Annotated in this window: 20 protein-coding genes; 7 read left to right on the forward strand and 13 right to left on the reverse strand. The window is 59.1% G+C overall.

The features are described 5' to 3' along the window. Window positions 1–196 precede the first annotated feature (196 nt). Complete coding sequence (locus K1567_RS03485; protein WP_220698140.1) at window positions 197–892, forward strand: pirin family protein; 696 nt, start codon at window positions 197–199, stop codon at window positions 890–892. Window positions 893–1015: 123 nt separating this feature from the next. On the opposite strand, the gene pgm is transcribed toward K1567_RS03485, so the two are convergent. The 4 genes from pgm to K1567_RS03505 form a co-directional block, all read right to left on the reverse strand. Continuing rightward, window positions 1016–2659, reverse strand: a complete 1644-nt coding sequence (gene pgm / locus K1567_RS03490; protein ID WP_034113645.1) for a phosphoglucomutase (alpha-D-glucose-1,6-bisphosphate-dependent) — start codon at window positions 2657–2659, stop codon at window positions 1016–1018. Window positions 2660–2757: 98 nt separating this feature from the next. Continuing rightward, window positions 2758–4164, reverse strand: a complete 1407-nt coding sequence (locus K1567_RS03495) for a PLP-dependent aminotransferase family protein (RefSeq protein WP_034113644.1) — start codon at window positions 4162–4164, stop codon at window positions 2758–2760. Next, on the reverse strand, window positions 4161–5585 hold the full coding sequence (locus K1567_RS03500; protein ID WP_034097771.1) for a hypothetical protein: 1425 nt from the start codon (window positions 5583–5585) through the stop codon (window positions 4161–4163). Before K1567_RS03500 ends, K1567_RS03495 begins: the two co-directional genes overlap by 4 nt. A gap of 706 nt (window positions 5586–6291) precedes the next feature. Next, the gene (locus K1567_RS03505) at window positions 6292–7314 is read right to left on the reverse strand and encodes a zinc-dependent alcohol dehydrogenase family protein (protein ID WP_034097770.1); all 1023 of its coding nucleotides are present in this window, start codon (window positions 7312–7314) and stop codon (window positions 6292–6294) included. 266 nt (window positions 7315–7580) lie between these two features. Here K1567_RS03505 and K1567_RS03510 point away from each other — a divergent pair, with 266 nt between their 5' ends. From K1567_RS03510 to K1567_RS03520, 3 genes are all read left to right on the forward strand, one after another. Beyond that, the gene (locus K1567_RS03510; RefSeq protein WP_034113643.1) at window positions 7581–8495 is read left to right on the forward strand and encodes a LysR substrate-binding domain-containing protein; all 915 of its coding nucleotides are present in this window, start codon (window positions 7581–7583) and stop codon (window positions 8493–8495) included. A gap of 152 nt (window positions 8496–8647) precedes the next feature. After that, entirely contained in the window at window positions 8648–9916 is a 1269-nt protein-coding gene (locus K1567_RS03515; RefSeq protein ID WP_040268291.1) for a site-specific integrase, read from the forward strand. Window positions 9917–10282: 366 nt separating this feature from the next. After that, window positions 10283–11011 (forward strand): bifunctional 2-polyprenyl-6-hydroxyphenol methylase/3-demethylubiquinol 3-O-methyltransferase UbiG, encoded by a 729-nt coding sequence (locus tag K1567_RS03520; protein WP_169867835.1) that lies wholly within the window; start codon window positions 10283–10285, stop codon window positions 11009–11011. 439 nt (window positions 11012–11450) lie between these two features. On the opposite strand, the gene K1567_RS03525 is transcribed toward K1567_RS03520, so the two are convergent. Then, complete coding sequence (locus K1567_RS03525) at window positions 11451–12227, reverse strand: glycosyltransferase (protein WP_220698141.1); 777 nt, start codon at window positions 12225–12227, stop codon at window positions 11451–11453. A 608-nt stretch (window positions 12228–12835) separates the two neighbouring features. On the opposite strand from K1567_RS03525, the gene K1567_RS03530 reads away from it, so the two are divergent. Continuing rightward, window positions 12836–14269: an aminotransferase class I/II-fold pyridoxal phosphate-dependent enzyme gene (locus tag K1567_RS03530; protein ID WP_169867837.1), complete on the forward strand. Its 1434-nt coding sequence runs from the start codon at window positions 12836–12838 to the stop codon at window positions 14267–14269. A gap of 147 nt (window positions 14270–14416) precedes the next feature. Here the strand turns inward: K1567_RS03530 and K1567_RS03535 are convergent, their stop codons facing one another. The 6 genes from K1567_RS03535 to K1567_RS03560 form a co-directional block, all read right to left on the reverse strand. Then, window positions 14417–15739 (reverse strand): cytosine permease, encoded by a 1323-nt coding sequence (locus K1567_RS03535; RefSeq protein WP_220698142.1) that lies wholly within the window; start codon window positions 15737–15739, stop codon window positions 14417–14419. A gap of 111 nt (window positions 15740–15850) precedes the next feature. Then, on the reverse strand, window positions 15851–16825 hold the full coding sequence (locus K1567_RS03540) for a biotin-dependent carboxyltransferase family protein (RefSeq protein ID WP_220698143.1): 975 nt from the start codon (window positions 16823–16825) through the stop codon (window positions 15851–15853). Then, entirely contained in the window at window positions 16822–17694 is an 873-nt protein-coding gene (locus K1567_RS03545) for an allophanate hydrolase subunit 1 (protein ID WP_220698144.1), read from the reverse strand. Before K1567_RS03545 ends, K1567_RS03540 begins: the two co-directional genes overlap by 4 nt. Next, complete coding sequence (locus K1567_RS03550) at window positions 17691–19064, reverse strand: acetyl-CoA carboxylase biotin carboxylase subunit (RefSeq protein ID WP_047882402.1); 1374 nt, start codon at window positions 19062–19064, stop codon at window positions 17691–17693. The genes K1567_RS03545 and K1567_RS03550 overlap by 4 nt, the downstream gene beginning before the upstream one ends. Before the next feature lie 10 nt (window positions 19065–19074). After that, the gene (locus tag K1567_RS03555) at window positions 19075–19320 is read right to left on the reverse strand and encodes an acetyl-CoA carboxylase (RefSeq protein ID WP_034113616.1); all 246 of its coding nucleotides are present in this window, start codon (window positions 19318–19320) and stop codon (window positions 19075–19077) included. A 94-nt stretch (window positions 19321–19414) separates the two neighbouring features. Further along, a complete protein-coding gene (locus K1567_RS03560) occupies window positions 19415–20173 on the reverse strand; it encodes a 5-oxoprolinase subunit PxpA (protein ID WP_047882403.1) in 759 nt (252 codons plus the stop codon). Window positions 20174–20298: 125 nt separating this feature from the next. Here K1567_RS03560 and K1567_RS03565 point away from each other — a divergent pair, with 125 nt between their 5' ends. After that, window positions 20299–21216 (forward strand): LysR family transcriptional regulator, encoded by a 918-nt coding sequence (locus K1567_RS03565; RefSeq protein WP_047882404.1) that lies wholly within the window; start codon window positions 20299–20301, stop codon window positions 21214–21216. Between the two features lie 63 nt (window positions 21217–21279). Here the strand turns inward: K1567_RS03565 and cynS are convergent, their stop codons facing one another. Together cynS and K1567_RS03575 are read right to left on the reverse strand one after the other, a co-directional pair. After that, window positions 21280–21750 (reverse strand): cyanase, encoded by a 471-nt coding sequence (gene cynS / locus K1567_RS03570; protein ID WP_034097671.1) that lies wholly within the window; start codon window positions 21748–21750, stop codon window positions 21280–21282. A gap of 63 nt (window positions 21751–21813) precedes the next feature. Beyond that, window positions 21814–22470 (reverse strand): carbonic anhydrase, encoded by a 657-nt coding sequence (locus K1567_RS03575; RefSeq protein WP_034097669.1) that lies wholly within the window; start codon window positions 22468–22470, stop codon window positions 21814–21816. A 99-nt stretch (window positions 22471–22569) separates the two neighbouring features. On the opposite strand from K1567_RS03575, the gene cynR reads away from it, so the two are divergent. After that, entirely contained in the window at window positions 22570–23493 is a 924-nt protein-coding gene (gene cynR, locus K1567_RS03580) for a transcriptional regulator CynR (RefSeq protein WP_034113611.1), read from the forward strand. Window positions 23494–23520 lie beyond the last annotated feature (27 nt).

The raw sequence follows: 23520 nt of genomic DNA on the forward strand, positions 1-23520 counted from the left end.
CTGTGAGCAGTGCCCCATGGTCGCCGGAATCGCCGCGCAGTACCAGCCAATTGCTGTGCCATCAGGCAGTTAGGCGATGAAGTGAAAGTTGAAACGCGGCAATCCAATCGAATCAGTCGATAAGAATGGAGCGTTTTTTACGCTTTTTCTCGATCAAGCGCTGCTGGATGATAGGCACCATCCATAGGAGACGATCATGCTTGAACTGCGACCTTTCAGCGCCCTGGGCGGCGCCCACCACGGTTGGCTCGACGCCCATCACCACTTTTCCTTCGCCGACTACTACGACCCCAAGCGCATGCACTGGGGCAACCTGCGGGTATGGAACGACGACATTATTGCCCCGGGCACGGGCTTCCCCCAGCACTCGCATCGCGATATGGAAATCATCACTTATGTCCGCGAAGGCGCCATCAGCCACGCCGATAACCTGGGCAATAAAGGCCGCACCGAGGCTGGCGATGTGCAGGTCATGAGCGCTGGCACGGGGATCGCCCACAGTGAATACAACCTGGAAGCCACACCGACCCAGATTTTCCAGATCTGGATTATCCCCAATGAAGCAGGCCTGCCGCCATCCTGGGGCGCCAAGCCGTTTCCACAGGGTGAGCGCGAAGGCTTCGTCACCTTGGCCAGTGGCAAGGCCGGCGATAGCGAGAGCCTGCGCATTCGTGCGGATGCGCGCCTGGTGGCGGCGAATCTGAAAGCCGGTGAAGTCGCTGAGTACCGCCTGGAGGGCGGGCGCCGAGCGTATCTGGTGCCGGCTACAGGGGTGATTGAGGTTAATGGTGTACGGGCGCAAGCCCGTGATGGCTTAGCGATTGAGGATGAACAGCTGCTACGGGTTACGGCCATTGAGGACAGTGAGATCGTGCTGGTCGATCTCGCTTGACCTGACGCCTCACAGCCAAAATCGGCGGCGACGCCTGCCCCGATGGCGGTATTTCAGTCCCTGGACCAGTGGACTGAAATACCGCCATCGGGGGCAAGCCCCCTCCTACAAAGCGTTTCAGTGTTATTCGGCGATGGCGCCGTCTACCAACACCTGCGCCTCTTGCACCAAGCGCTTGAGGTGTTCTTCACCCACAAAGCTCTCGGCATAGATCTTGTAGATGTCCTCGGTGCCCGATGGGCGTGCGGCGAACCAGCCGTTTTCGGTCATCACTTTCAGGCCGCCAATGGCCTGGTTGTTGCCCGGCGCATGGCTGAGGATCTGCTGGATGCGCTCGCCGGCCAGTTCGGTGGAGGTCACCTGTTCCGGCGACAGTTTGCCCAGCAGGGCTTTTTGCGCTGGGGTGGCCTTGGCGTCGACACGAATGGCAAACGGTTCGCCCAGGGCATCGGTCAGGCCACGGTACAGCTGGCTGGGGTCCTGGCCTTTGCGCGAGGTCATTTCCGCCGCCAGCAACGCCGGGATCAAGCCGTCTTTGTCGGTGCTCCACACCGTGCCGTCTTTGCGCAGGAACGATGCACCGGCGCTTTCTTCACCGCCGAAGCCCAGGGAGCCTTCGAACAGGCCGTCGGCAAACCACTTGAAGCCCACCGGCACTTCGTACAAACGCCGGCCGATGCGCGCGGCCACGCGATCGATCAGGCCACTGCTAACCACGGTCTTGCCGACGGCCGCATCGGCGCGCCAGTCAGGACGGTTCTGGAACAGGTAATCGATGGACACGGCCAGGTAGTTGTTCGGCGCCAAGAGGCCGCCGGACGGGGTGACGATGCCGTGGCGATCGTGGTCCGGATCGCACGCGAAGGCCACGTCGAAACGCTCCTTGAGGCCGATCAAGCCTTGCATGGCGTAGCTGGAGGACGGGTCCATGCGGATCTGGCCATCCCAGTCGACGCTCATGAAGCGGAAGGTGGCGTCGACTTCGGTGTTCACCACCTCCAGGTTCAGACGGTAGTGCTCGGCAATCGCCGACCAATAGCGCACCCCTGCTCCGCCCAACGGATCGACGCCCAGGCGCAGGTCGGCGCTGCGGATGGCGTCCATATCGATCACGTTGATCAGGTCGGCCACGTAGCTATTGAGGTAGTCATGGCGATGGGTGGTGTCGGCTTTGAGCGCCTGGGCGTGGGTGATACGTTTGACCCCAGCGAGCCGGTTGGCCAATAGCTCATTGGCCTTGGCTTCGATCCACTTGGTGACGTGGGTGTCCGCCGGACCACCGTTAGGCGGGTTGTACTTGTAGCCGCCACTTTGCGGCGGGTTATGGGACGGCGTGATCACAATGCCGTCAGCCAAGCCGCTGGTCCGCCCGCGGTTATAGCAAATGATCGCGTGGGAAATGGCCGGGGTCGGTGTGTATTCGTCGCCTTCGGCCAGCATGACGTGAACGCCGTTGGCGGCCAGGACTTCCAGCGCGCTGGCACCCGCGGGCGTGGACAACGCGTGGGTGTCCAGGCCGACGAACAGCGGGCCGTTGATGCCCTGGGCTTCGCGGTACAGGCAGATGGCCTGGCTGATGGCCAGAACATGCCATTCGTTGAAGCTCAGCTCGAACGAATTGCCACGGTGCCCGGAGGTCCCAAACGCCACGCGCTGGGTGGAGATCGCTGCATCAGGCTGGCCGGTGTAGTAAGCCGTGACCAGTCGCGGGATATCCACCAGCAATTGGGCCGGCGCCGGTTTGCCCGCAAAAGGACTGATAGTCATGCATAAACCTCGGAAAGGAAGAATTCGGAAAAAATGCCAGTTTACTGAGAGTTGGACTACCGCGCGACGGTATCGATCCTACACACTCAACAGAATTTTCAACCCGTTTGCGCCTGGCGCAATGCGTCACTCAATGCCGCCAGCGCACTCTCCAGGCTCGGCTGTCCGTGAAAGGTATGGTTCAGGCGCAGATTTTGATGATGCAACCCGCTGACACTGAACAGCTCCCCCGGGGCGATCACCACCTGCCGCGCCAACAGATATTGGAATACCTTGCGCATGTCCACCGCGCGGGTCGAACCCAGCCAAAACGTGGCCCCGGCCGCAGGCACGCGGTACGTCACTTGTTCCCCCAGGTGCAGCGTCAGGCGCTGCCCCATGTGCGCGGCTTGCTCGCGCAATTGCTGACGCAAAGCACACAGGTGCTGGTCGATGCGAGTGCTCTGATATAGACGGGCGATGGCGCGCTGCCGGATCGACGATAAACGGAAAGATCGCAACAGGAACTGGCGCTGCAACTCTCGGCTCATGCGTCGACTCAATAAGTAGCCGTAGGGCGCTTCCGATCCAAGGATTTTCTCGAACGACGAAAACACGATCAGCCGTTCCGGGTTGACCAGGTCGCGCAATGGCGTATGCGGCACCTCCAGGCTCAACTCGCCGAGACTGTCGTTTTCCAGCAGCCAGCATCCGTAGTGGTCCAAGCGTCGCGCCACGGCCAGGCGATCCTCGGCCGACATCGCCACGCCTGAAGGCAGGCTGACCGCCGACGAGAGTAATACCAGGTGCACCGGCTCATCACGCAACAGTCGCTCCAGGTTTTCGCTGTCCAAGCGCGCTTGCGCGGTCCAGGGCAGCTCGATAACGCGCACACCGGCGTCCTGCAGCAGCCGCAGAATCAGCCAATCACAGGGCGACTCGACGATCACCGTGGTGCCTTTGAGCCCCAGCACTTCGATCAGAATATCCAGCACGCCACGCAAGTCGGCACCGATGTATACGTCGTCGGCATGCCAGCACCGTGTGGGTGACGAGGTATAACGCGCGGCCAGCGCCGCCCGCAGCTCCCACACCCCGCACGGTTGGGACCAGGGTTGCAGCTGGCCGGGATACTGGCGCACCAGTTCGCGCTCCAGGCGCAGCAAAGTGGCATTCAACGAAGCCTCTAGCGCAGGCTCATCGCCGCTGAGCACTAGCATTCCAGGGCGCCGGGCAGCGGCATAGAGCCGGTCGAGCAAGTCTCCACCCAGCCAGGCTGTCGGATTGGCCGACATCGGCCACGCGTAATAACCGGACTTGGCTACCGAATACACTCGCCCCTCCTTCTCCAGCAACGAGTAAGCGTATTGGATCGTTGAGATCGACACGTTCAGGCGAGCGGCCAACTGGCGCAGCGACGGTAACTTGACTCGGGTGTCCGTGCTGACTTCGTTGATCAGGTTGATCATGTAGCGATACACCGCCTGATACGCGAAATCCGCCTGGCGCTCGCCGCGAAGGGTCATCGCCCGGACAATTGAAAGGCCGGTGTCGCGCCATGAGACACGGCACGGGCACTGCGCAGCTGACCATTGGCGCAGGTCAAGGGGCGTTTGCGATACAGATGTTGCAACAATGGCAGGGGTAAACCGCTGGTGTCGGTGAACCATTGTTGCAGCATTTCGGCCGATGGTTTGCCCTGCAACGCTTTGTGCAGTTCAGGCAGTGCTACCAGCATGCCGGGATGACATTGGCGCAAATAACCTTCCAGCCGCTGACCGTGATGAATGAACGGTGAAAACAACAGACAGATCAATTGAGTTTCATCCAGGCCGAAGAATTGCTGAGCGAAGGTACTGGCCAATAAACGACCTTCACGGGAACTGGCCTCGGCGAACAGCTCCTCAGGCATGTGCAGGCGTCGCATGTACTGGGCCGACTGTTGGATGAAGCCGTCGACGCCATCTTCATAATCGAGATCGCGCAGACATTCGGCCTGCAGGCCGCGCAGGTGGGCCATCAGCAACGGGTTGGAATAGCTTGGATGGCTGAAGTGAAAACCCAGCGGGTCGGGCGTATAGGCCATGAAATCGGACAACAGCGTCGCGGATTGCAGGTCGACGTCCTTGAGCAGATCGTCAATGCCGATGTAAGCCAGATGGCGGTGTCCCGAAGGGCTAGGGTTCTCATGGGCCACGTAGTGTTCGCCATAAACATCGCGGTAGTAACCGGTGCTCCACTCGTCCATGCGTGCGAACAATTCGGTGAGCGACCGCGCCCGCCCCTTGGCGGGGGGGACGCCAGCGCCTTCGGCGGTTCTTTTCAGCCAGGCGAGAAACTGGCTTTGCTTGCGTGGGGAGTCACCGCTGACCAACGCGTGAACGCCGCCGTTCCAAGTCGTGACGCGCTGGTAGAAATCGCCGAGGGCCAGGTAGGTTTCATTGCACAATGTCGCGCGACAATCACCGGAGCTCAGATGGCCCACCATCAACATATTGCGCTGGCTGTTCGCACGCCCGAGCGCAGATGCGGGGCGCAGGTGATTGAAGGGATGCACCTCTTGGTTTTCCACCATGAGCAATTCGACACGCGGATCATCATGGAGAAACAGGCGGCTGTAACCCTGATTGAGCGTTTCGAGCTGCCCCTCGGTCATACCGGCATGACGCAGCGTCGCCACGCGCAAATCGAAAGTCCGGGGTGCGCGGCCGGCGATGGTCAACTGCGCGGCGCGCAACAGCGCCAGGGTGTAACTGCTGACCTCGCCTGCGCCGTGAGCCACCAGCACTTTGTAATCCCCGACCTGCTCCATGCCTCCTGCGGCCACCACAATACGTTGGACCAACAACTGGAGTGCCGTCCTGCCCGAACGAGTAAAGTGCCCGATCAAACGTTGCAGAACTTGCTGATAAACATGATTCATAGCCTGTTCGTGAATAGTGCTCATAGTTGTACTACCTGAGTTGAAATATCAGTTTCAAGCTACTGCTAAGAGTGTCTGCTTGATCCATTGCGCGTGTAGGAAATTCGCGCTTCGCACCGTGCGCCAATAAATAGCACTAGCACCGAGTCACGGGATGGCTGGGATTACCCACTGCACAATACGGCCAATGAAACACACGCAAGCCAATGATATAGATAGGTAAAACGCTTCTATCGACCACCCCTAGGAAGCCTCTGACAATGTCCTACACACTTCTAACCAATTATTTAAAGAAGCATCCGACAAATACACTCAAACAACTTTCCAGGTCCTGGCGCTGTGACTTTCCCTCAAAGCGTCTTACACCAAAAGTCCAGTTGATTGACGCACCCATAGTTCGGGTGACCATCGGTAGCCGCATCATGAATTCAATCATTGCTCAATCCTTGAGATGAATGTGAAGTCGCAATTATCAGTGCTGGATTAATGATTAATAGATACAGAAGTTGGTCGAAAACCAGTGCAGATCAACAGCCGAGGACGTGCCGAAGGGGCATACACGACGACGCCGCACTGGGTTTCAGTGCGGCGTCAGGGGACCAGAGCAGGATTCAGGGGCTGAAGGGCGTGATCGGCACTTCATGGGGGGCGAGGCTTAAGCCCTGTCAAATGGCGCATTTGCCCCATGCGCCATTGGGTCGAACCAGCTGATTACGAATCTTCCTACGCGCTAAACAGCTTCAACCTGCAACGCTACACGTTCCCGGCACGGGCATTCGTCCATGTAGCGGTGCGCTTCCACGAACTGATTGAACGGAAACACCGTGGTTTTCAGCGGCACCAGCACGCGGTCGGCGGTCAGCTGGTTGATGTCACGCAAGGCCCGTTGCAAAGCGACCTGATCCTGGACAATGCCCAGTTCCGGCTTGCCGGTGAAATTGCCGATGCAGTGCACAAAGAACTGGATGTTTTTCTGGAATGCCGCACACGCAGGGAACGGCGTCTGGTTGCCGCCTTGCAGCCCGTACAGAACCAGACTGCCGCGCGGCGCCAGCACATCGCCTAGCAACGACATCTGGGGGCCACCTAAACCATCGAACACCACGTCGACGCCGCGATTGTCGGTGAACTTGTTGATCTGCATAAGCAGGTCCTGCTCCTCGGTGGCGATCACCTTCTCGGCCCCGAGGGACAGTAGGTACTCACGCTCGGCGCTGTCCTTGGTCGCAGCGATCACTCGCACACCCAGCGCCTTGCCCAGTTGCACAAAGGACGGACCGGCACAGTGGCTAGCATCCGTGACTAACGCAAACTGCCCGGGTTTGACCCGTGCCAGATCCACGTAAGCAAAATAGGCAATCAACAGCGGCGTGTAATGCACGCTCGCTTCGATGGGGGTCAAGACGTCCGGGTAGCGCGTCAGGGCCGAACGAGGCAGGACGATCTGCTCGCCATACACCGGATAGTCATTGGGGCTTTCGGCCGGAAAACTGGCCACTTTATCGCCCACGGCCAAATCCTCCACGCCATCGCCCAAAGCGACGACCACCCCTGCCATCTCATGGCCCAGGCCAGAGGGAAGACGTGCATGGGAAGACGCCAGGTTCTGACGCCACAAAATGTCATACCAACTGATGCCAATCGCTTCGACACGCACCTGCACTTCGCCCGGTGCGGGCAGCGCGGCTGCATGCTCTTCGCATTTGAGCACCTCAGCCGGACCAAACTTGTGAAAACGGATCGTGCGGGACATCGCAAACCTCGCCAAATTAACCTCTAATGCCATGAACTTTATCTGGGCTTTCCTGGCAAGACCATCGGTCACCATTAATAGTCGACATGCCTGTCATTGATTCCGCGTCTGATGAATAGACCCTAAGTATCGTAGGAAAACTCAATTAGCCGGTGCAGAGTACCAGTCTTTCCCCGTAAGATTCATGCCGGTCATGCTTCAAGAGGGAACCCAAGGGCTCCCTGTGACTGCTCTCGTCAAGTTTGCTGACTCTTCCAGGACACAAGATGAACCGTAACGACCTGCGTCGTGTCGACCTGAACCTCTTGATCGTATTCGAAACCTTGATGCACGAGCGCAGTGTGACCCGCGCCGCCGAGAAATTGTTCCTCGGCCAGCCGGCCATCAGCGCCGCGTTGTCGCGCCTGCGCGGTTTGTTCGACGACCCGTTGTTCGTACGCACCGGCCGCAGCATGGAACCTTCGGCCCGCGCAGTAGAAATCTTTGCCCTGCTCTCGCCGGCCCTGGACTCGATCTCCACTGCGGTTAGCCGCGCCGCCGAATTCGACCCGGCGACCAGCAATGCGGTATTTCGCATCGGCCTGTCCGACGACGTTGAATTCGCCCTGCTACCCCAGTTACTCAAGCGCCTGCGCGCCGAAGCCCCCGGCATCGTGCTGGTGGTGCGCCGCGTCAATTACATCCTGATGCCGAGCCTGCTGGCCTCCGGCGAAATCTCCATCGGCGTCAGCTACACCGCCGACCTGCCGGCCAACGCCAAGCGCAAAGTGTTGCGCCGCAGCCTACCCAAACTCCTGCGTGCCGACAGCGTGCCCGGTTCCTTGAGCCTGGACGACTTCTGCGCCCGCCCCCATGCCCTGGTGTCGTTCGCTGGCGACCTGAGCGGTTTTATCGATGAAGAGCTGGAAAAACTCGGGCGCAAGCGCCACGTCGTACTCGCCGTGCCGCAATTCAACGGCCTGGGCACCTTGCTGGCCGGCACCGACATCCTCGCCACCGTGCCGGACTACGCGGCCGAAGCATTGACCTCGGCCGGCGGCTTGCGCGCAGAAGACCCGCCGCTGCCGGTGCGCAGTTTTGAACTGCACATGGCGTGGCGCGGTTCACAGGATAACGATCCGGGGGAGCGCTGGTTGCGGTCGCGTATTCAGATGTTCTTCGGCGACCCCGAGAGTTTGTAACAGAGTTCTACTATGTTCTATAAAGGTTTATAACACATCAGGTTACAGCATCTTCAATCCATGGACGTCCGTCCAATTCCAAGGCGTTCTGAGGCTTTTGGGGGCATAATTGGGGGCATATTTTCATTTTTTAAAAAATGATGCCCCCAGTTATGCACGCCCGAGAAGGCGCTCTGTTCAAGCGTAAACTGACCGACGCTTTCGTACGCGCACTGACTACCCCTGGCAAACATGCCGATGGCGAAGTCCCCGGTCTTTACTTGGAGGTGAGCGCGTCACGCAAAATCGGAAACCCTCCTTCCAAGTTCTGGCGCTTGAAATATCGCCTGCATGGCAAGGAAAACCGGTTTTCGATTGGTTCGTACCCGGATATCGGCCTGAAGGAGGCGCGAGAGATTGCCCGCAGCGCACGCCGCGACGTGGCGAACGGCATCGCGCCGCTCAAGGCTAAAACCGCCAAGATCGAGGCACAGCGGCTCAGTGAACAGCGCACCTTCGCCTACGTAGCTGAGCAGTGGATGACTTTCAAGTCTGCCCAGCTGGTGAGCAAATCCATCGCGGGTTTTCGCGGAGCATTGAGAAACCACATTCTCCCTGCAGTCGGCAGTAAACCGGTCAGCGAGATCAAGCTTGAACACGTCACCGCCATCATCACGGCACTGCGCCAGCAACGTCTCATGGCTATGGCCCGCCGTGTACGCACAATCATCCGTTCCATCCTCGGCTTCGCTGAAGGCCGCGGCTGGGTGGAGCGCAACGTGGCGCTCAGCAATGTCGAGGAGTTGAGGATTCGCCACGTCGTTACCAGCAATCCGGCGATTGAAAGGCCAGCCGATCTGGGCAGGTTCCTTTTACGCCTGGATGAGTGCGATGACGGCAGTGTTGCCAACGCGATGCGCCTGTTGGTCATGTTGCCAGTGCGCCCTGGCGAACTCGTGCGGATGCGCTGGGAAGATGTCGACCTGGTCGGCGCCGATTGGCGCTACGTAGTGAGCAAGACCAGACATCTGGACAAAAGCAAACACATCGTGCCCTTACCTGAACAAGCACTCATCCTGTTGCGTAAGCTCAGACAAACGCGCGTGGTGGACGACAAAGGTCAAGGTTGGGTGTTCGTCTCGCCGGTCTATCCAGGCCGCCCGATCAACCCGACGTCAATGCTCAAGTCGTTTCAGCATATCTGGCCGGAGTACGGCATCACTGCCCACGGCTTTCGTGCCACCTACAGGACTATTGCCCACGAGCACCTGGGAATTGATCCCATCGTGCTTGAATTGTCGCTGTCCCACCGGATGCCAGGTGCACTGGGGGCTGTGTATGCACGCGCGCAACTGCTAGCGCAGCGCCGGGAAGCGGCTCAACAATGGGCTGACTATTTGGACCTGTTAAGACAGAACGCCGCGCGAGTGACGACAGATTGACGATGAGAATAAAAATCAGATAGTGGAGCGGGAAACGAGTTTCTTATTAAACGTCTAGCCCTTTGAAAACGTTGAGTTTTTAAGTTCAGTAACGCCTTCTATGGACAAAATCATGGACTACTTTTTTGGGCATGACAAGCTGTAGAACTTGCCTCTGACATTGAGACTGCAGAAAAGCGAGTTGAATCGCCCGGATTATTTAGACACCTTGCAAGCTCCGATAGGGTAAGTCCTGTGAAAGAAAGACATACTTCGTGGTCACGCTAAATGGCGAAGGCTCAACCCTCTTGGACGGTCCTTTGATTTCGCCTAGTGCGGCCAGTCGCAAATTCCTGATCGCTATCCGTCACCTTTTTGGAGTTCCACATGGCTCAGAACATCTATGACCAACAGGCGTTTTTCGACGGTTACGCGCAGCTGCCGCGCTCACAGTTCGGGTTAGCGGCGGCGCCTGAATGGGCGGCCATACAGGCGATGCTGCCGGCACTTGACGGTAAACGAGTCATCGACCTCGGCTGTGGGTATGGCTGGTTCTGTCGCCAGGCACGTGAGGCTGGTGCCGCCGATGTCACCGGCGTCGACCTGTCCGAGAAAATGCTGGCCCGAGCTCGGGAGCTGACGGATGACGACGGCATTCGGTACCAGCGCGGCGATCTCGAACAGCTACACCTGCCGCGCCAGGCATATGACCTGGTGTACAGCCAACTGGCACTGCATTACTTACCCGACCTCACCCCGCTGCTTGCCGCCATCTATCAGACGTTGCCACCCGGCGGTTGGTTGGTTTTCACTACCGAGCATCCCATCTACACCTGCCCGGTGCGCCAAGGCTGGCTCACCGATGATCAGGGCCAGCGTTCGTGGGCGGTCAACCACTATCAACGTGAAGGTCAACGCGTCAGCCATTGGCTGGCCGATGGTGTAGTCAAATACCACCGCACCTTGGGCACCACGTTGAACGCGTTGATGGCGGCCGGCTTTACCCTTCGCCATGTCAACGAATGGGGCCCCAGCGCCGAACAGGTCGACGCCAACCCGGCGCTGGCCGAAGAAATGGAAAGGCCGATGATGGTATTGGTTTCCGCGCAGCGATAAGGCGTTTTCGACTGGGTTAAGACGCCGATACCGATGTGTTCGGCGTTATGCAGATGATGACTTCCGCTGCCCAGCAGGCACTGATGGGCGCGTAACGATGCGGTGCCGTGGCCAGATCGAGTTTTTTGCCAATGAACAACACACTATGCGTCGAGCAGACAATGCTGTGTCAGCTTAAATATCGCACGGCAATGGGCATGCACCGACTGAGGCCATGGCCCGTTTCAAATGGATGCAGCAATGCTGCCCACGCCTTCCGCAGGCGTGAGGTTTAGGCTTCGGATGAACAGTTGGGATTGATCGCTTGGGAACCTGTCCCCCAGGTCTGGGGTTCCCAAAAATCTGCAGTCTGAAACGCTCAAACCAAATGCTGCTACATGGTTAGCAGCTATTACAGGATACCGGGCTCGTTCGCCTGCGAGGCTGTCGACACAGCAGTTCAGGAAGTCATCCGGCCGTACATCCGGGCCCGCCTGTGATCATCGGCGTAGCCTCCCATGGCCGCAACCGTGCCGCTCTGGATATGATCCAGGTAGCGAAAAAGTTTACGCGGCGAAAGGGTACGTATCGGATAACCAAGGGCACTCATGCGATCTTGCAGTTCATATCCCGGATTACGGTCGTCCATCTGAAAGCACAGGTTATGTTTCTTCATTAGCTGTACGTTCCATAAGGTGCAAAAGCTTTTCAAATGTGTCTCTTTGAAAGGCTTGGGTTGCCTGGCATTCAACCCCAGCGCACGCAGGCTGCGACGCGTGTAGTGCTTGAAAAACCGCGATAACAGTCGCCAAGCCGTTCGCGACACACCTCTATCCAACTGTTCCAGGCAACCGACAGCGGCCACCTTGGGTAAGCCGTGGCAACAGTCAAGCATCATCTCGAAGACGCTGGCATCATAAATAAAGGTGTCGGTGTGCAGCAGGAACACATACTCGGTTTTAAGCTGCGCCAGTGCACAATCCAGCGCCCGCCCATGGGCAATATTGCCGGCTTCCGGGCTCGCGGTATTGCGCTCGATCAGAGTGATCCCTTCACGCCTACGGAGAAACTCAACGCTGTCATCGGCAGAGTTGTTATCCACCACAACAATCGGCACCGCCGTGTTCTGCAAACCGGCCTGCAACAGGTCAAGGCACCGTCGAGTCAATTCCAGAGACTTGTAATTAACCAACACAACACTGTATTCAGTCTTCACAGGAAAAATTGTGTGTGTCATTGCGAACGTCTCAAATAAAGTTGATCTGCTACTCGCACCCCTTAGAGCCAGGGAAGTTGTGACACCGATAAATGTCTTTATCACTTTGCAAGCGTTGTCATGCACCATCCATTGGCTTTGCTCGGCTCACGGAAAAGGACACGCATGGGTAGATCACGCCATGTCAATCATAAGGCTCGCAGACGGTCGTCGATCTTCGCTATGAGTTGACGCCTGTAAAGGCTCAATATTGATACCGACACGTTGAGTGCGAGATCACCATAACTACAACTAAGCAGGCGCTCTACAAGACATGTCTTATAAATCACCGCCGTTAGTCAAAAGCGGCGCGCTGTTCAAACCCACACCATTCGAACCTGCTTTTCTTGATGGTCATGGCATGTCCGCAGCAGCGAATCCTGCCTGACGTTATTCGTCGTTGTGCAACAGATCGGGCGCACCAGCCCCGGACCACGTCACGCACAGCCAGCCCAGTCAGATAAAGGGTTGAACTTCGTACAACATTTTCGCGGTCTTCTGGATCTCGACTAGATTGCAGTGTTGTGCGCCTGTACTCGATCAGGCGTCCAACCGATCGACGCGCTCAAACCGAGCGACATGGAGTGTCAATGACTGCCGTCCCAGATCAAAAATCCAACACCCCGCCCGCCAATAATTTTTTCGCCCGCAGCTCCCGCGGTATGGCTGATAGCTACGCTCAATCTGCGGAAGCGGGAGCAGATCTCTCGCGCTTGCGTGTCGACTCGGTCGGCCCGCAAGGTGCAAAAATCAAACACCTGCCTTCTGCTTTTTTCCCTCTCCCAGAGCACAATCGCCGCCCGCCCGACGAAGCCATGACCGCAGAGGACGGTGTTTTTGTACTGTGCGGCTGTGCTTACTTGAGCGCTTCGTTCTGGCCTGAAACCATCGCGGCGGCCCATCTGGCGCTGGACTCTCACGGCGTGGGTTCCTATGACTCAGCCCCTCTGTCGGGCGAAACGCTGCACCATGAACACGTCAAGCATGAGCTACAGGCGCTGTATCGGCCCTCGGGTGAGGGTGCGGCCTTCCTCACCATCAGTGCGAGCATGGCCAACATCACCGCCATCCCCATGCTGGTCGGCCAAGGCGACACGATATTTGCCGACTCCGAAAGCCATATGACCCTGATTCAGGGGTGCAGCCTGTCAAAAGCCACGGTGGTGCGGTTCAGGCACGGGGATATGCAGGATCTGGAAAAAAAGCTGCAGGCCGCCGACGCCAGCGACCCGTATCGCAGCCACCGCCGTCTCGTGGTCACCGACGGCATTTTCAGCATGAGTGGTCACGTCTGCAATCTGCCGCATCTGGTCAAACTGACGAGTGCCTTTGACTGCCTGCTGCTGGTGGATGAAGCGCATGCTTTGGGTGCGCTGGGACCTGGCGGGCGCGGCACTGCGGACTACTGGGGCATGGACCCGGCCTGCATCGATGTGATCACCGGAACTCTCGCCAAAGCGGTCGGTGCGCAAGGGGGCTATATCGTTTGCAGCGAAGCCCTGGCGCAGGCTGCCAGCTTCGAGTACACCACCAACCGGGTGTTCTCCTCAGGTGTGCCAGCGTCCATCGCTGCTGCCGCAGCCGAGGTCCTGCAGCAGATAAACGCGGCATCTGCCCCAGGCGAAACGAGCACGACAGAGCCCAACGCACGCACTGTCGAAAATACCTTCACCCGGATGTACCGACAGCAACGGCGGAATATCGACATCCTTCGGCAGTATTTGAGTGAGTTATCGCAGTACGGCTTCGACGCCGACCCCGTGGTCGTTCCCGGTGCCATTCAGCGGCTGTTGGTGGGTAATGAACAGGCGCTTTTCGCTATTCAAAAACAGCTTTACCTGCGTGGCGTCTACGTCCTTGGCATTGTCTATCCGGCAGTCCCCAAGGGTTGCGATCAGCTGCGCTTGACGGTGATGCCCTCCATCAACGAAGAGCAAATGCACGCCTGTGGCCGCGCTATTGTCGACGTCGCGCGCGCGGTGATGGCTGAACACAACGCGCCAAGCGCACGCCCCCTGCCCTGAATCACCGACTGGCCTGTCTCTCAGTGTTACGACAAGAGACAGGTCAGGCGTGATCTCGAGTCGAACCGGCAGAGTGACATCGCCTGATGGAACGCCCTGCCGCCTAGCCTTAGCGCCCATCAGCGAAAGAGCAGCATGACTGCAACGCTACTCTGCCAAACGTACCCGCGACGCAGATCGCCTGGAGCATACAACGTGCAAGACAAACGCAGCGATGACGGTAGAAGGCGCGGAAAAGCGGCTAAGACCGCCGCCGCTGAGCATCAACATAAACCCCAAACCTGTGGCCCCGAACCAGGCCATTAGGCCCGCCACATTAAACGCGGGCACCCGTTCCAGCGCTGCCATGTCGCTACGTCCGCAGACAATCTGAGCCAACGCTACGCCCACCCAGGCCACCACGAACACGCCCTGGTAAGCCAAGGCTTTGAGTAGATACGCGAACACATCGGCGAGCATCAGGCCATATACGATCACCCCGACCACCAATGCCCATACCAGGTACGAACCACGCAGACCAAACCGTGCAAAAAACGCCTGCATGTTCAGGGTCGCCAAGTAATAGTTGGCGGTGTTGATCCGGGTTTGCGTGGCCCAGACAAACAGCAATCCCCACAGGCCCATCAACTGCAAAATCGCCATCACCACCGAGACTTCGTTCAGGGCCCCTTCGTGGGGAATGCTGCTGACCAGGTAAATGCCCGCCGCGCCGTTGAGCAGAAACGTCACTGCGTAGAACGGCATGCCGAAGTTCCAGCGACCGTGGTACTCGGCGTCTTCAGGCTTGCCGAAACGCGCATAGTCGAAGGTGAACAGCATCAATACCCAGACGCCCATGTAGGCGACAAAACAATCCCACCAGCCGAATGCGCTAGGCGTTGCCGGGCCGAAATCCAGCCATTGCGGCTGGTAGCCATACCGGCTGATCGATAATCCCACGGCCACCAGCAAACCACCGAGATACACCGGCAACAACACACCGTTGAGCTTGTCCAGCCAGTGCTGCACGCTGCCCAGGATCATCGGCACGCTGTAGAGCACCACCGCCAATGCCGCCAGCGGATAGACCAGTTCCGGGTACAGGTGATTGAGCGCGACGGCGATCACCGAACCCTCGAACACCGCGTAATAGATCGCGGTCGAGAAGAAAATCAGCGTCGCCAGGCATGCCCCGGTGCTGCCGAACAACAGTCGTGAGAACAACGCCACCGACAAACCGCTGCGAATCGCAAAGCGGCTGAGAACGCTGTTGACCAATCCATAACTGATCACCGACAGGAGCATGCCGATCAGCGCATTGCGCGCACCGAACGACAATGCCAATGAAGCCCCCACTACGATGTAAAACATCGCACTGCACACCGCCCACCACGCCATGGTCAGAGACAGTCGCCCCATGCGCGCTTCGGTGGGAACAGGATAATGCGCCGGGTCTTGCCCGGTTTGACTCGATTGCGATAAAGCAGCCATATGCGTGAACTCCAAAACCAGTCAATGGTTGAAGCGCGGGCAGCCGTCACCGCACCGAAGTGCGGCGTTGGCGTACCGTTTGGCATGGCCCGCGCTAGACGGCGGGCAGAATCAGGAAGGGAACAGCTTGCTCAGGCAGCTGAGTTTTTTCTTATAGGTACGTCGCGCTTCCAGCGCCTCTTCGAGGGTTACCGCAACAAAGCGGGCCTTCTGGTTGGGTTGCATCTGGCCGATCAAATCGAGGTCGGCGCTGATCACCGTGCCAATCATCGCGTAGCCGCCACCGGACACCGCATCTCGGTGCAGCACGATGGGTTCGAGCCCGGCGGGCACCTGGATCGAGCCGATCGGGTAGCAACTGTCGACGATATTCGACGGATCGGAACCGGCGCCAAACGGCTGCTCTCGGGGCTGAAAGCTCAGCGCGCTGCCGCCCTTGAAGCGATAGCCGATGCGATCGGCTTCCGAACCGACCGTCCACGGCTCGGCGAAAAAGCTTTTCGCCGCCGATTCGGTCAAGCGGTGGTAGTACAAACCGGGCACCACTCGCAGGGTGATTTCGCCACCCAATGATTGCCGTAACGTCATGGGCAAACTGGCCCCGGCGCGGCTCTTGCCACTGGCGATGCCCACCGGCAACTCGTCGCCTGCAATCAGGCGTCGCCCCTGAAAACCGCCGAGCGCGCCGAGCGCATAGGTGGAACGACTGTTGAGCACCACCGGCACATCAATGCCGCCGGCCACCGCCACATAAGCGCGGGCACCAGCCTTGGGAAAATCAAAGCGCAACACTTGCCCGGCCTTCACGGTGAACGCGGTGTCGTGGTGCATTTCCACGCCATCGACCCGAGGCGTCATGTGCGCGCCGCTGACCGCCACCAATGCATCCTGCTGAAACTCCAACTCAGGCCCGAGCAGCGTGCATTCCAACGCCGCCAAACCTGCCGGGTTGCCGACCAATTGATTGGCCGTGCTCAAGGCATATTGATCGAGCGCGCCGGACGGCGGAATGCCCAAGTGGTAATAGCCTTCGCGGCCCAGGTCTTGTACCGAAGTGGCGAGGCCGGGTTTGAGGACCTTAATCATGCCAACACCTCCTGCAACGACTTGGGATAGCCAATGGGATCGGCGAGGAACGCGTCCAGCGAAAACTCCACCGGCCGAATCCGCAGATCAAAGCAACCGGCGTCCACTTCGGCTACCGCGTGGTCGTAAGCCTCACGGTCCATCGGTTTGAACTGCACGATGTCGCCTGGACGGAAAAACACCATGTGATCTTTCAGGTACGCGAGGTTCTGTTGCGGGTCGTAGATCGGCGCGGGGGTCACGCCAAACATCTGATAACCGCCGGCGCCGCGCACCGAGTAAATGCAACCAAAGCAACCGCCATGGCCCAAGGTCAATTTTGGCGTGTCGGTGCGTGGACGCAGGTACTTGGGCACCTGCAACTGACGCTCGCGCTCAACCATCTGGAACATGAACGGCAACCCCGCAACGAAGCCAACCATCGAGACAAACCACGGCGCGCCACTGTGGGCCGCGATGAACGCATCGACGTCGGCCAAACCGTTGATGCGTGCGGCGTATTCCAGGTCCGTGGCGCTCGGGTCTTGGTGGCGGTCGCGAAAACGCATCAGGGTTTCGTGAGTCCAGGGATCGTTGTAGAGCACCGGAATTTCGATAATTCGCGTCTGTAAGGTGCGCTCGGCGACGGCTCCGGCCTCGGCGGTTTTTACCGCTTCAAGCAAGGTGTGCGGGGCGATGCGATCCGGGTCGAAACGAATCTGGAACGACGCGTTGGCCAGGCAGATATCGAGCACGCCATCCAGCGCCAGCCGTTCCACGGCGCGGGTGACGGCCAGTCCTTTGAAAAACGCGTCCAGGGACATGCTGTCGCTGACTTCGGCAAACAAATGCTCATCGGCGCCAAAACTGTAGCGGATGGGCGTACTCATGCTTCACCTCCGCCGCGGCGCTCGGCCAGCCAGGTTTCCAGGGTGCCGGTGTGAAAGTCGGCGCTGTGCAGCCACGGTTGCTCCAGCAATTCACCGTGCAACGCCAAGGTGTTGGCCATACCGGTGAGCGTGGTGTGCGCCACGGCACCACGTGCGCGAGACAAAGCCTCGGTACGATCGTGACCATGAACAATCAACTTGGCCAGTAGCGAGTCGTAGTATGGCGGCACGCGGTAACCTGGGTAGAGATGGGTATCGACACGAATACCCTCCCCTTGTGGCCAGATCAGCGATTCGACCAGGCCGGGGCTGGGGAAAAAATCCCGCGCAGGGTCTTCAGCATTCAGGCGCATTTGCAAGGCGGCGCCGTTGAGTCGAATGTCGCTTTGCTTGAAGCCCAGCGGCTCGCCGCCAGCGATGCGCAACATGGCCTGGACCAGGTCGATGCCCGTGATCAGTTCGCTGACCGGGTGCTCCACCTGAATCCGCGTGTTCATCTCGATAAAGAAAAACTCACCGGTAGTATCGTCATACAGGTATTCCAGGGTGCCGGCGCCCTTGTAACCCAGGGATTCAGTCAGGCGTACCGCGCTGGCGCACAGCGTTTCCCGTTGCTGCTGGCAGAGGACTGGCGATGGCGCTTCTTCGAAGATTTTCTGCCGGCGCCGTTGCAGCGAACACTCGCGCTCAAACAAATGCACGGCGTGCTGACCGTCGCCCAGCACTTGCACTTCAATATGCCGGGCCCGGCTGATAAACCGCTCCAGGTACACCGCGCCATTGCCAAACGCCGCTTGGGCTTCGCGCTGGGAACGGGGGAATTCTTCGCTCAGCTGCTCGGCGTTTTCCGCCAGCCGAATACCGCGCCCGCCGCCACCGGCCGAAGCTTTGATCAACAGCGGGAAGCCAACGGATTCGGCAGCCTTGAGCGCCGATTCAACGTCGAACAGTTCATCCGGCGAACCCGGCACCACCGGCACACCGGCGGCTTGCGCCGTGCGCCGCGCCTCGGCTTTATCGCCCATGCGCCGGATCGTCTCCGCGCTCGGGCCGACAAAAATGGCGCCGGCAGCCACCACTGCTTCGGCGAAGTCGGCGTTCTCCGACAGAAAGCCGTAACCGGGATGCACCGCGTTGGCGCCCGTGGCTTTCAAGGCGCCGAGCAATGCCTCGACATTCAGGTAACTTTTGTCGGCACGGGCCGGGCCGAGAATATGCACCTCATCGGCCATACGCGCAGCCTGGGAGTCGACGTCCGCCTCGCTGCACGCAGCAACGGTAGGAATGCCCAGTTCCTTGGCAGCGCGGATAATCCGCACGGCGATCTCGCCACGATTGGCAATCAGCAATTTATGAATGGCGTGAGTCATGATCGTGCCCTCACTCGCCGTCGAGTGTTGCGACGACTTGACCCGGTTCCACCGGATCACCGTCTTCTACCAAAAAGGCATTGAGGCGACCGGCCGTCCCGGCGGTCAGTTCGGAGAACTGCTTCATGACCTCGATCAGGCCAATCACCGTGTCGGCGCTGACCTGCGCGCCGACCTCGACGAAGTTCGCCGATTCCGGAGTAGCTTTGCGGTAGAAGGTTCCCGGCAACGGGGTGATTACAGTGTGTTCGGCCATGTCTGTTCCTCTTGGAATAGTTGTAGAAAGGCAGGCAAAAAGTAAATCGGTGAGTCAACCCTGGCGTCTGTGTGCCAGGTGTTTTCATTCGGTCTCAGCGCGGTGCTCGGACCTTTATGCTCGCGCCATCAAGTGCACGACGCGTGGCTTCGACCAACGCCAGGGCACCCGGCGTGTCGCTGTGCAAACAGATGGAGTCGAACTCAATCGCCAGGTCCTCGCCCTCGACGGTGCGCACCACGCCTTGTTGGCAAGCACGCAGCACTCGCTCGGCGACGAAGGCCGGGTCGTAAGCTCGCACGTTGCGGGTGAAAACGATGGAGCCGCTGAGGTCGTATTCGCGGTCGGCGTAGAACTCGCGGATCACCGGTTGCCCCAGTTCCGTGGCAACCCGCCAGATCACCGACTCGGGCATGCAATACAGCAGCAACTCCGGTTCCAGACGTTGGAGGTTCTCCACCAGCAAACGGGCAGCCTCTTCGTCCCGGGCCAGATGCATGTAGAGCGCGCCGTGGGGTTTGATGTGTTGCAGGGCCACGCCTTGAGCCCGGGCGAGTTCACGCAAGGCGCCCAACTGATAGAGCATGTCGTCGACCAGTTCTTGGGCCGGTGCATTGATGTGCCGTCGGCCAAACCCCACCAAGTCGCGAAACCCCGGATGCGCGCCGATGGCCACGCCCAGGCGCTTGGCCTGCTCGACGGTGCGGCGCATGGTGCCGGGATCACCGGCATGAAAACCGGTGGCAATGTTGGCCGAACTGATAAAGCCCATCAGCTCATTGTCGACACCATCGCCGATGGTCCAGGGGCCAAAGCCTTCACCCATGTCCGAGTTGAAATCTACTGCCTGCATGACGCTTGCTCCCGACGCTTGTGACTTCATACAGGCCAAGTTAAATTCCTGCCTACCCCTTGGGAAGATCTATTATCAGATAGGCCATCTTCTGAAAAACAGATACCTCATCGTCCGGAGTGCTAATGTCCCTGACCCTGCGCCAAGTACGCTATTTCGTCGCTACCGCCGAGATCGGGCAAATCTCTCAAGCCGCAATTCATCTGAATATTTCCCAATCCGCAGTGACCACGGCGATCAAGGAACTGGAAGGCATTCTCGGCACGCTGTTGTTCCAGCGCTCGGCCCAGGGCATGAGCCTGACCGACGCCGGGCGGCACTTTTTGAACCGGGCCTACGTGATTTTGCGCAGCGTCGATGACGCGTTGAACAGCCCGTTGCCGGATATCCGCGCCAGTGGCGTGTTGCGCTTAGCGGCAAGCTACACGGTGATCGGCTATTTCCTGCCGCACCATTTGCAGCGCCTGGAACACTGGCATCCGGACGTGGCGATTGAAGTCCATGAACAGGAACGGCAAGCGATTGAACAGGGCTTGTTGGAAGGTCGTTTTGATATGGCCGTGGTGCTCACCGCCAACCTCACGCACCCGGACATCGTTTCAGAGATTCTCTTCAACTCCGAACGGCGGTTATGGCTGCCCAGCCACCATCCGCTGTGCGAGCGCTCGGCGGTCAGTCTCGCCGACGTTGCGAAAGAACCCTACATCCTGCTGACCGTCGACGAAGCCGAACAAAGCGCCATGCGCTACTGGGAACATGCGCATCAGCAGCCAAACGTGCGGGTGCGTACCAGCTCAGTCGAAGCGGTGCGCAGCATGGTCGCCAATGGCAGCGGCGTGGCAATCCTCTCAGACTTGGTGCACCGCCCCTGGTCACTGGAAGGAAAACGCATCGAAACCCTGACAGTCACCGACAAGGTGACGCCGATGAGTGTGGGATTGGCGTGGCATCGCGAGCGCGAATTCAGCCCGGCAATGCAGGCTTTTCGTAACTATTTCCACGATGCATTTTTAGCACCGCAACAGCTGTCTGCGCGCCGCTGAAACGGCAAACTCACCCTGAGCATGGCCCGAGCGCCTTGCGGCGTCGGGCCAAGGTTCACTCAATCAGAACGGTTTGGTAGGCAGGTACTTACCGTCCAGCGTGATGACGGCACGCGAACCGCCGTCTGGATCTTCCACTTTTTTGACATCCAGTTTGAAGTTGATCGCGCTGATAATGCCGTCGCCAAACTTCTCGTGGACCAGCGCCTTAAGCGTGGTGCCATACACCTGAATCATCTCGTAGAAGCGGTAGATGGTTGGATCGGTCGGCACGCCGTTACCGATGCTGCCGCGTACCGGGATGGTTTGCAGCAGCAGCACGGCATCCGCATCGAGGCCCAGGGTGTCGGCGACGACTTGGGCGGCGTTAGCCGGCAGCGGGTGCTGGCCAAGCAAGGCGGCGGTGACGAAGGCTTCGTGCAGGCCGGTGCCTTCGGCGATCTGGGCGAACGATAGGTCTTTACGAGCTTTGGCCAAGAGGATGACGTCGGTCAGGGCAAGGCGAGTGGTTTGGCTGATTTGCGACTGGATCATGGGGATTTCTCCGTGGGTAAAAAAGGGGCATAGGCTTACCTGCGATACAGGTACCTGGGTACTTCAGTTGGAGCGAGGTGTTGCCGGGATGTCGGCGCTCACTGGGTAGTCGGCCAAGGCCACGAACGTGCCGGTACGGCTGTCGAAAGCCTGGATGCAGCCGCTTTCGATGTCGTAGACCCAGCCATGCAGCGTCACGCGTTTTTCTTCAAGGGCCAGGCGCACAGACGGGTGCGTCTGGAGATTGGCCAACTGTGCGATCACGTTTTCGCGCACCATGGACGCGACTTTGGCGGGCTGATCGACGTGCTGGCGGGCTTCGTTGACCACTCGGCCGGAATCGGCGTAGCGCAACCAGCCGGCCACCGCAGGCATATGGTCCAGGCAGGTGCAGGTGGCGATGGCCGTCATGGCGCCGCAATCGGAGTGGCCGCAGATCACGATGTCGCTGACTTGCAAGGCGGCGACGGCATATTCCACCGAGGCCGACACGCCGCCCGGCTCAGGGCCATAGGACGGCACGATATTGCCGGCATTACGGATCACAAACAGGTCGCCCGGCTCACGCTGGGTGACCAGCTCCGGCACCAGGCGGCTGTCGGAGCAGGAGATGAACAACGCACGGGGGTTTTGCTGATTGGCCAGGTCTTTGAACAGACCGGCCCGCTTGGGAAAGGCATTGCGCTGAAACTTCAGAAAACCGTCGATGATGTCTTGCATGGGGTAACTCCTTTGGCTCGCATTGCGATGAACCAAGGTTACGGCGCCCTTAAAATAAGGTAAAAGTCTTATATATGATCAACTGCATCAGATAATCTTATGGAAACAAACAAGCTCGCGCGCCACCTTCAATACTTTCTCGCCGTCGCGGAACATCAAGGTTTCACTAAGGCGGCAGCGGCCCTGCATGTCTCGCAACCGGCGCTGTCACAGCAAGTTCGACAACTGGAAGAAAGTCTGGGCGCTCAGTTATTTGATCGTTCAGGGCGCAAAACCCGCCTCACCGACGCCGGTGAGGTCTACCTGCGTCATGCGTTGCGGGCGGCGCAGGAGCTACAGCAAGGCAAACGGGCCATCCACGATGTGGGCGATTTGAGCCGGGGCACCTTGCGCATCGCCGTCACACCCACCTTCACCACGTACCTCGTTGGGCCGTTGGTGGACGCCTTTCACAGTCGCTATCCCAACATCACGTTGACCGTGCGTGAAGTTGCCCAGGAACAAATGGAGAACCAACTGCTGGCTGACGAGCTGGATGTAGGCATCGCCTTTGACGAGGTACACGCGCCCGACATCGACGCTTACCCCTTGCTGGTGGAAACCCTGGCGCTCGTGGTGGGCAGCCAACACCCGTTGGCAGGCCGGTCGTCCATCGGGCTGGAAGCGCTGAACAGCGAATCACTGATTGTGCTGAGCAAAGAGTTCGCCACCCGCGACCAGATCGACCGCTATTGCAACCAGCACGGTATCCGCCCGCGTGTAGTCATGGAGGCCAATGTGATCGGCGCCTTGATTGAGGTGGTGCGCCGGACTGCCTTATCGACACTCTTGCCGGCTGCGATTGCACGGGCCCATCCCGAGTTGGCGGCGATTGAGCTGGCCCCGCAGCGCTTGCAGCGCACGGCGGTGTTGATGCAGCGCAAAGGGGTGTATCCCTCGGCGGCGGCGCGGGCGTTTATCGACGTGGCCAAAGCCGTGGCCGTAGCCCTGAATAATCATGAACGGGCAAACGCAGCCGATTGAGGGCGCGTGGGCTGGCCTGCGAGCGCG

Source organism: Pseudomonas sp. S5F11 (assembly GCF_019641515.1).
Taxonomy (GTDB): domain Bacteria; phylum Pseudomonadota; class Gammaproteobacteria; order Pseudomonadales; family Pseudomonadaceae; genus Aquipseudomonas; species Aquipseudomonas rhodesiae.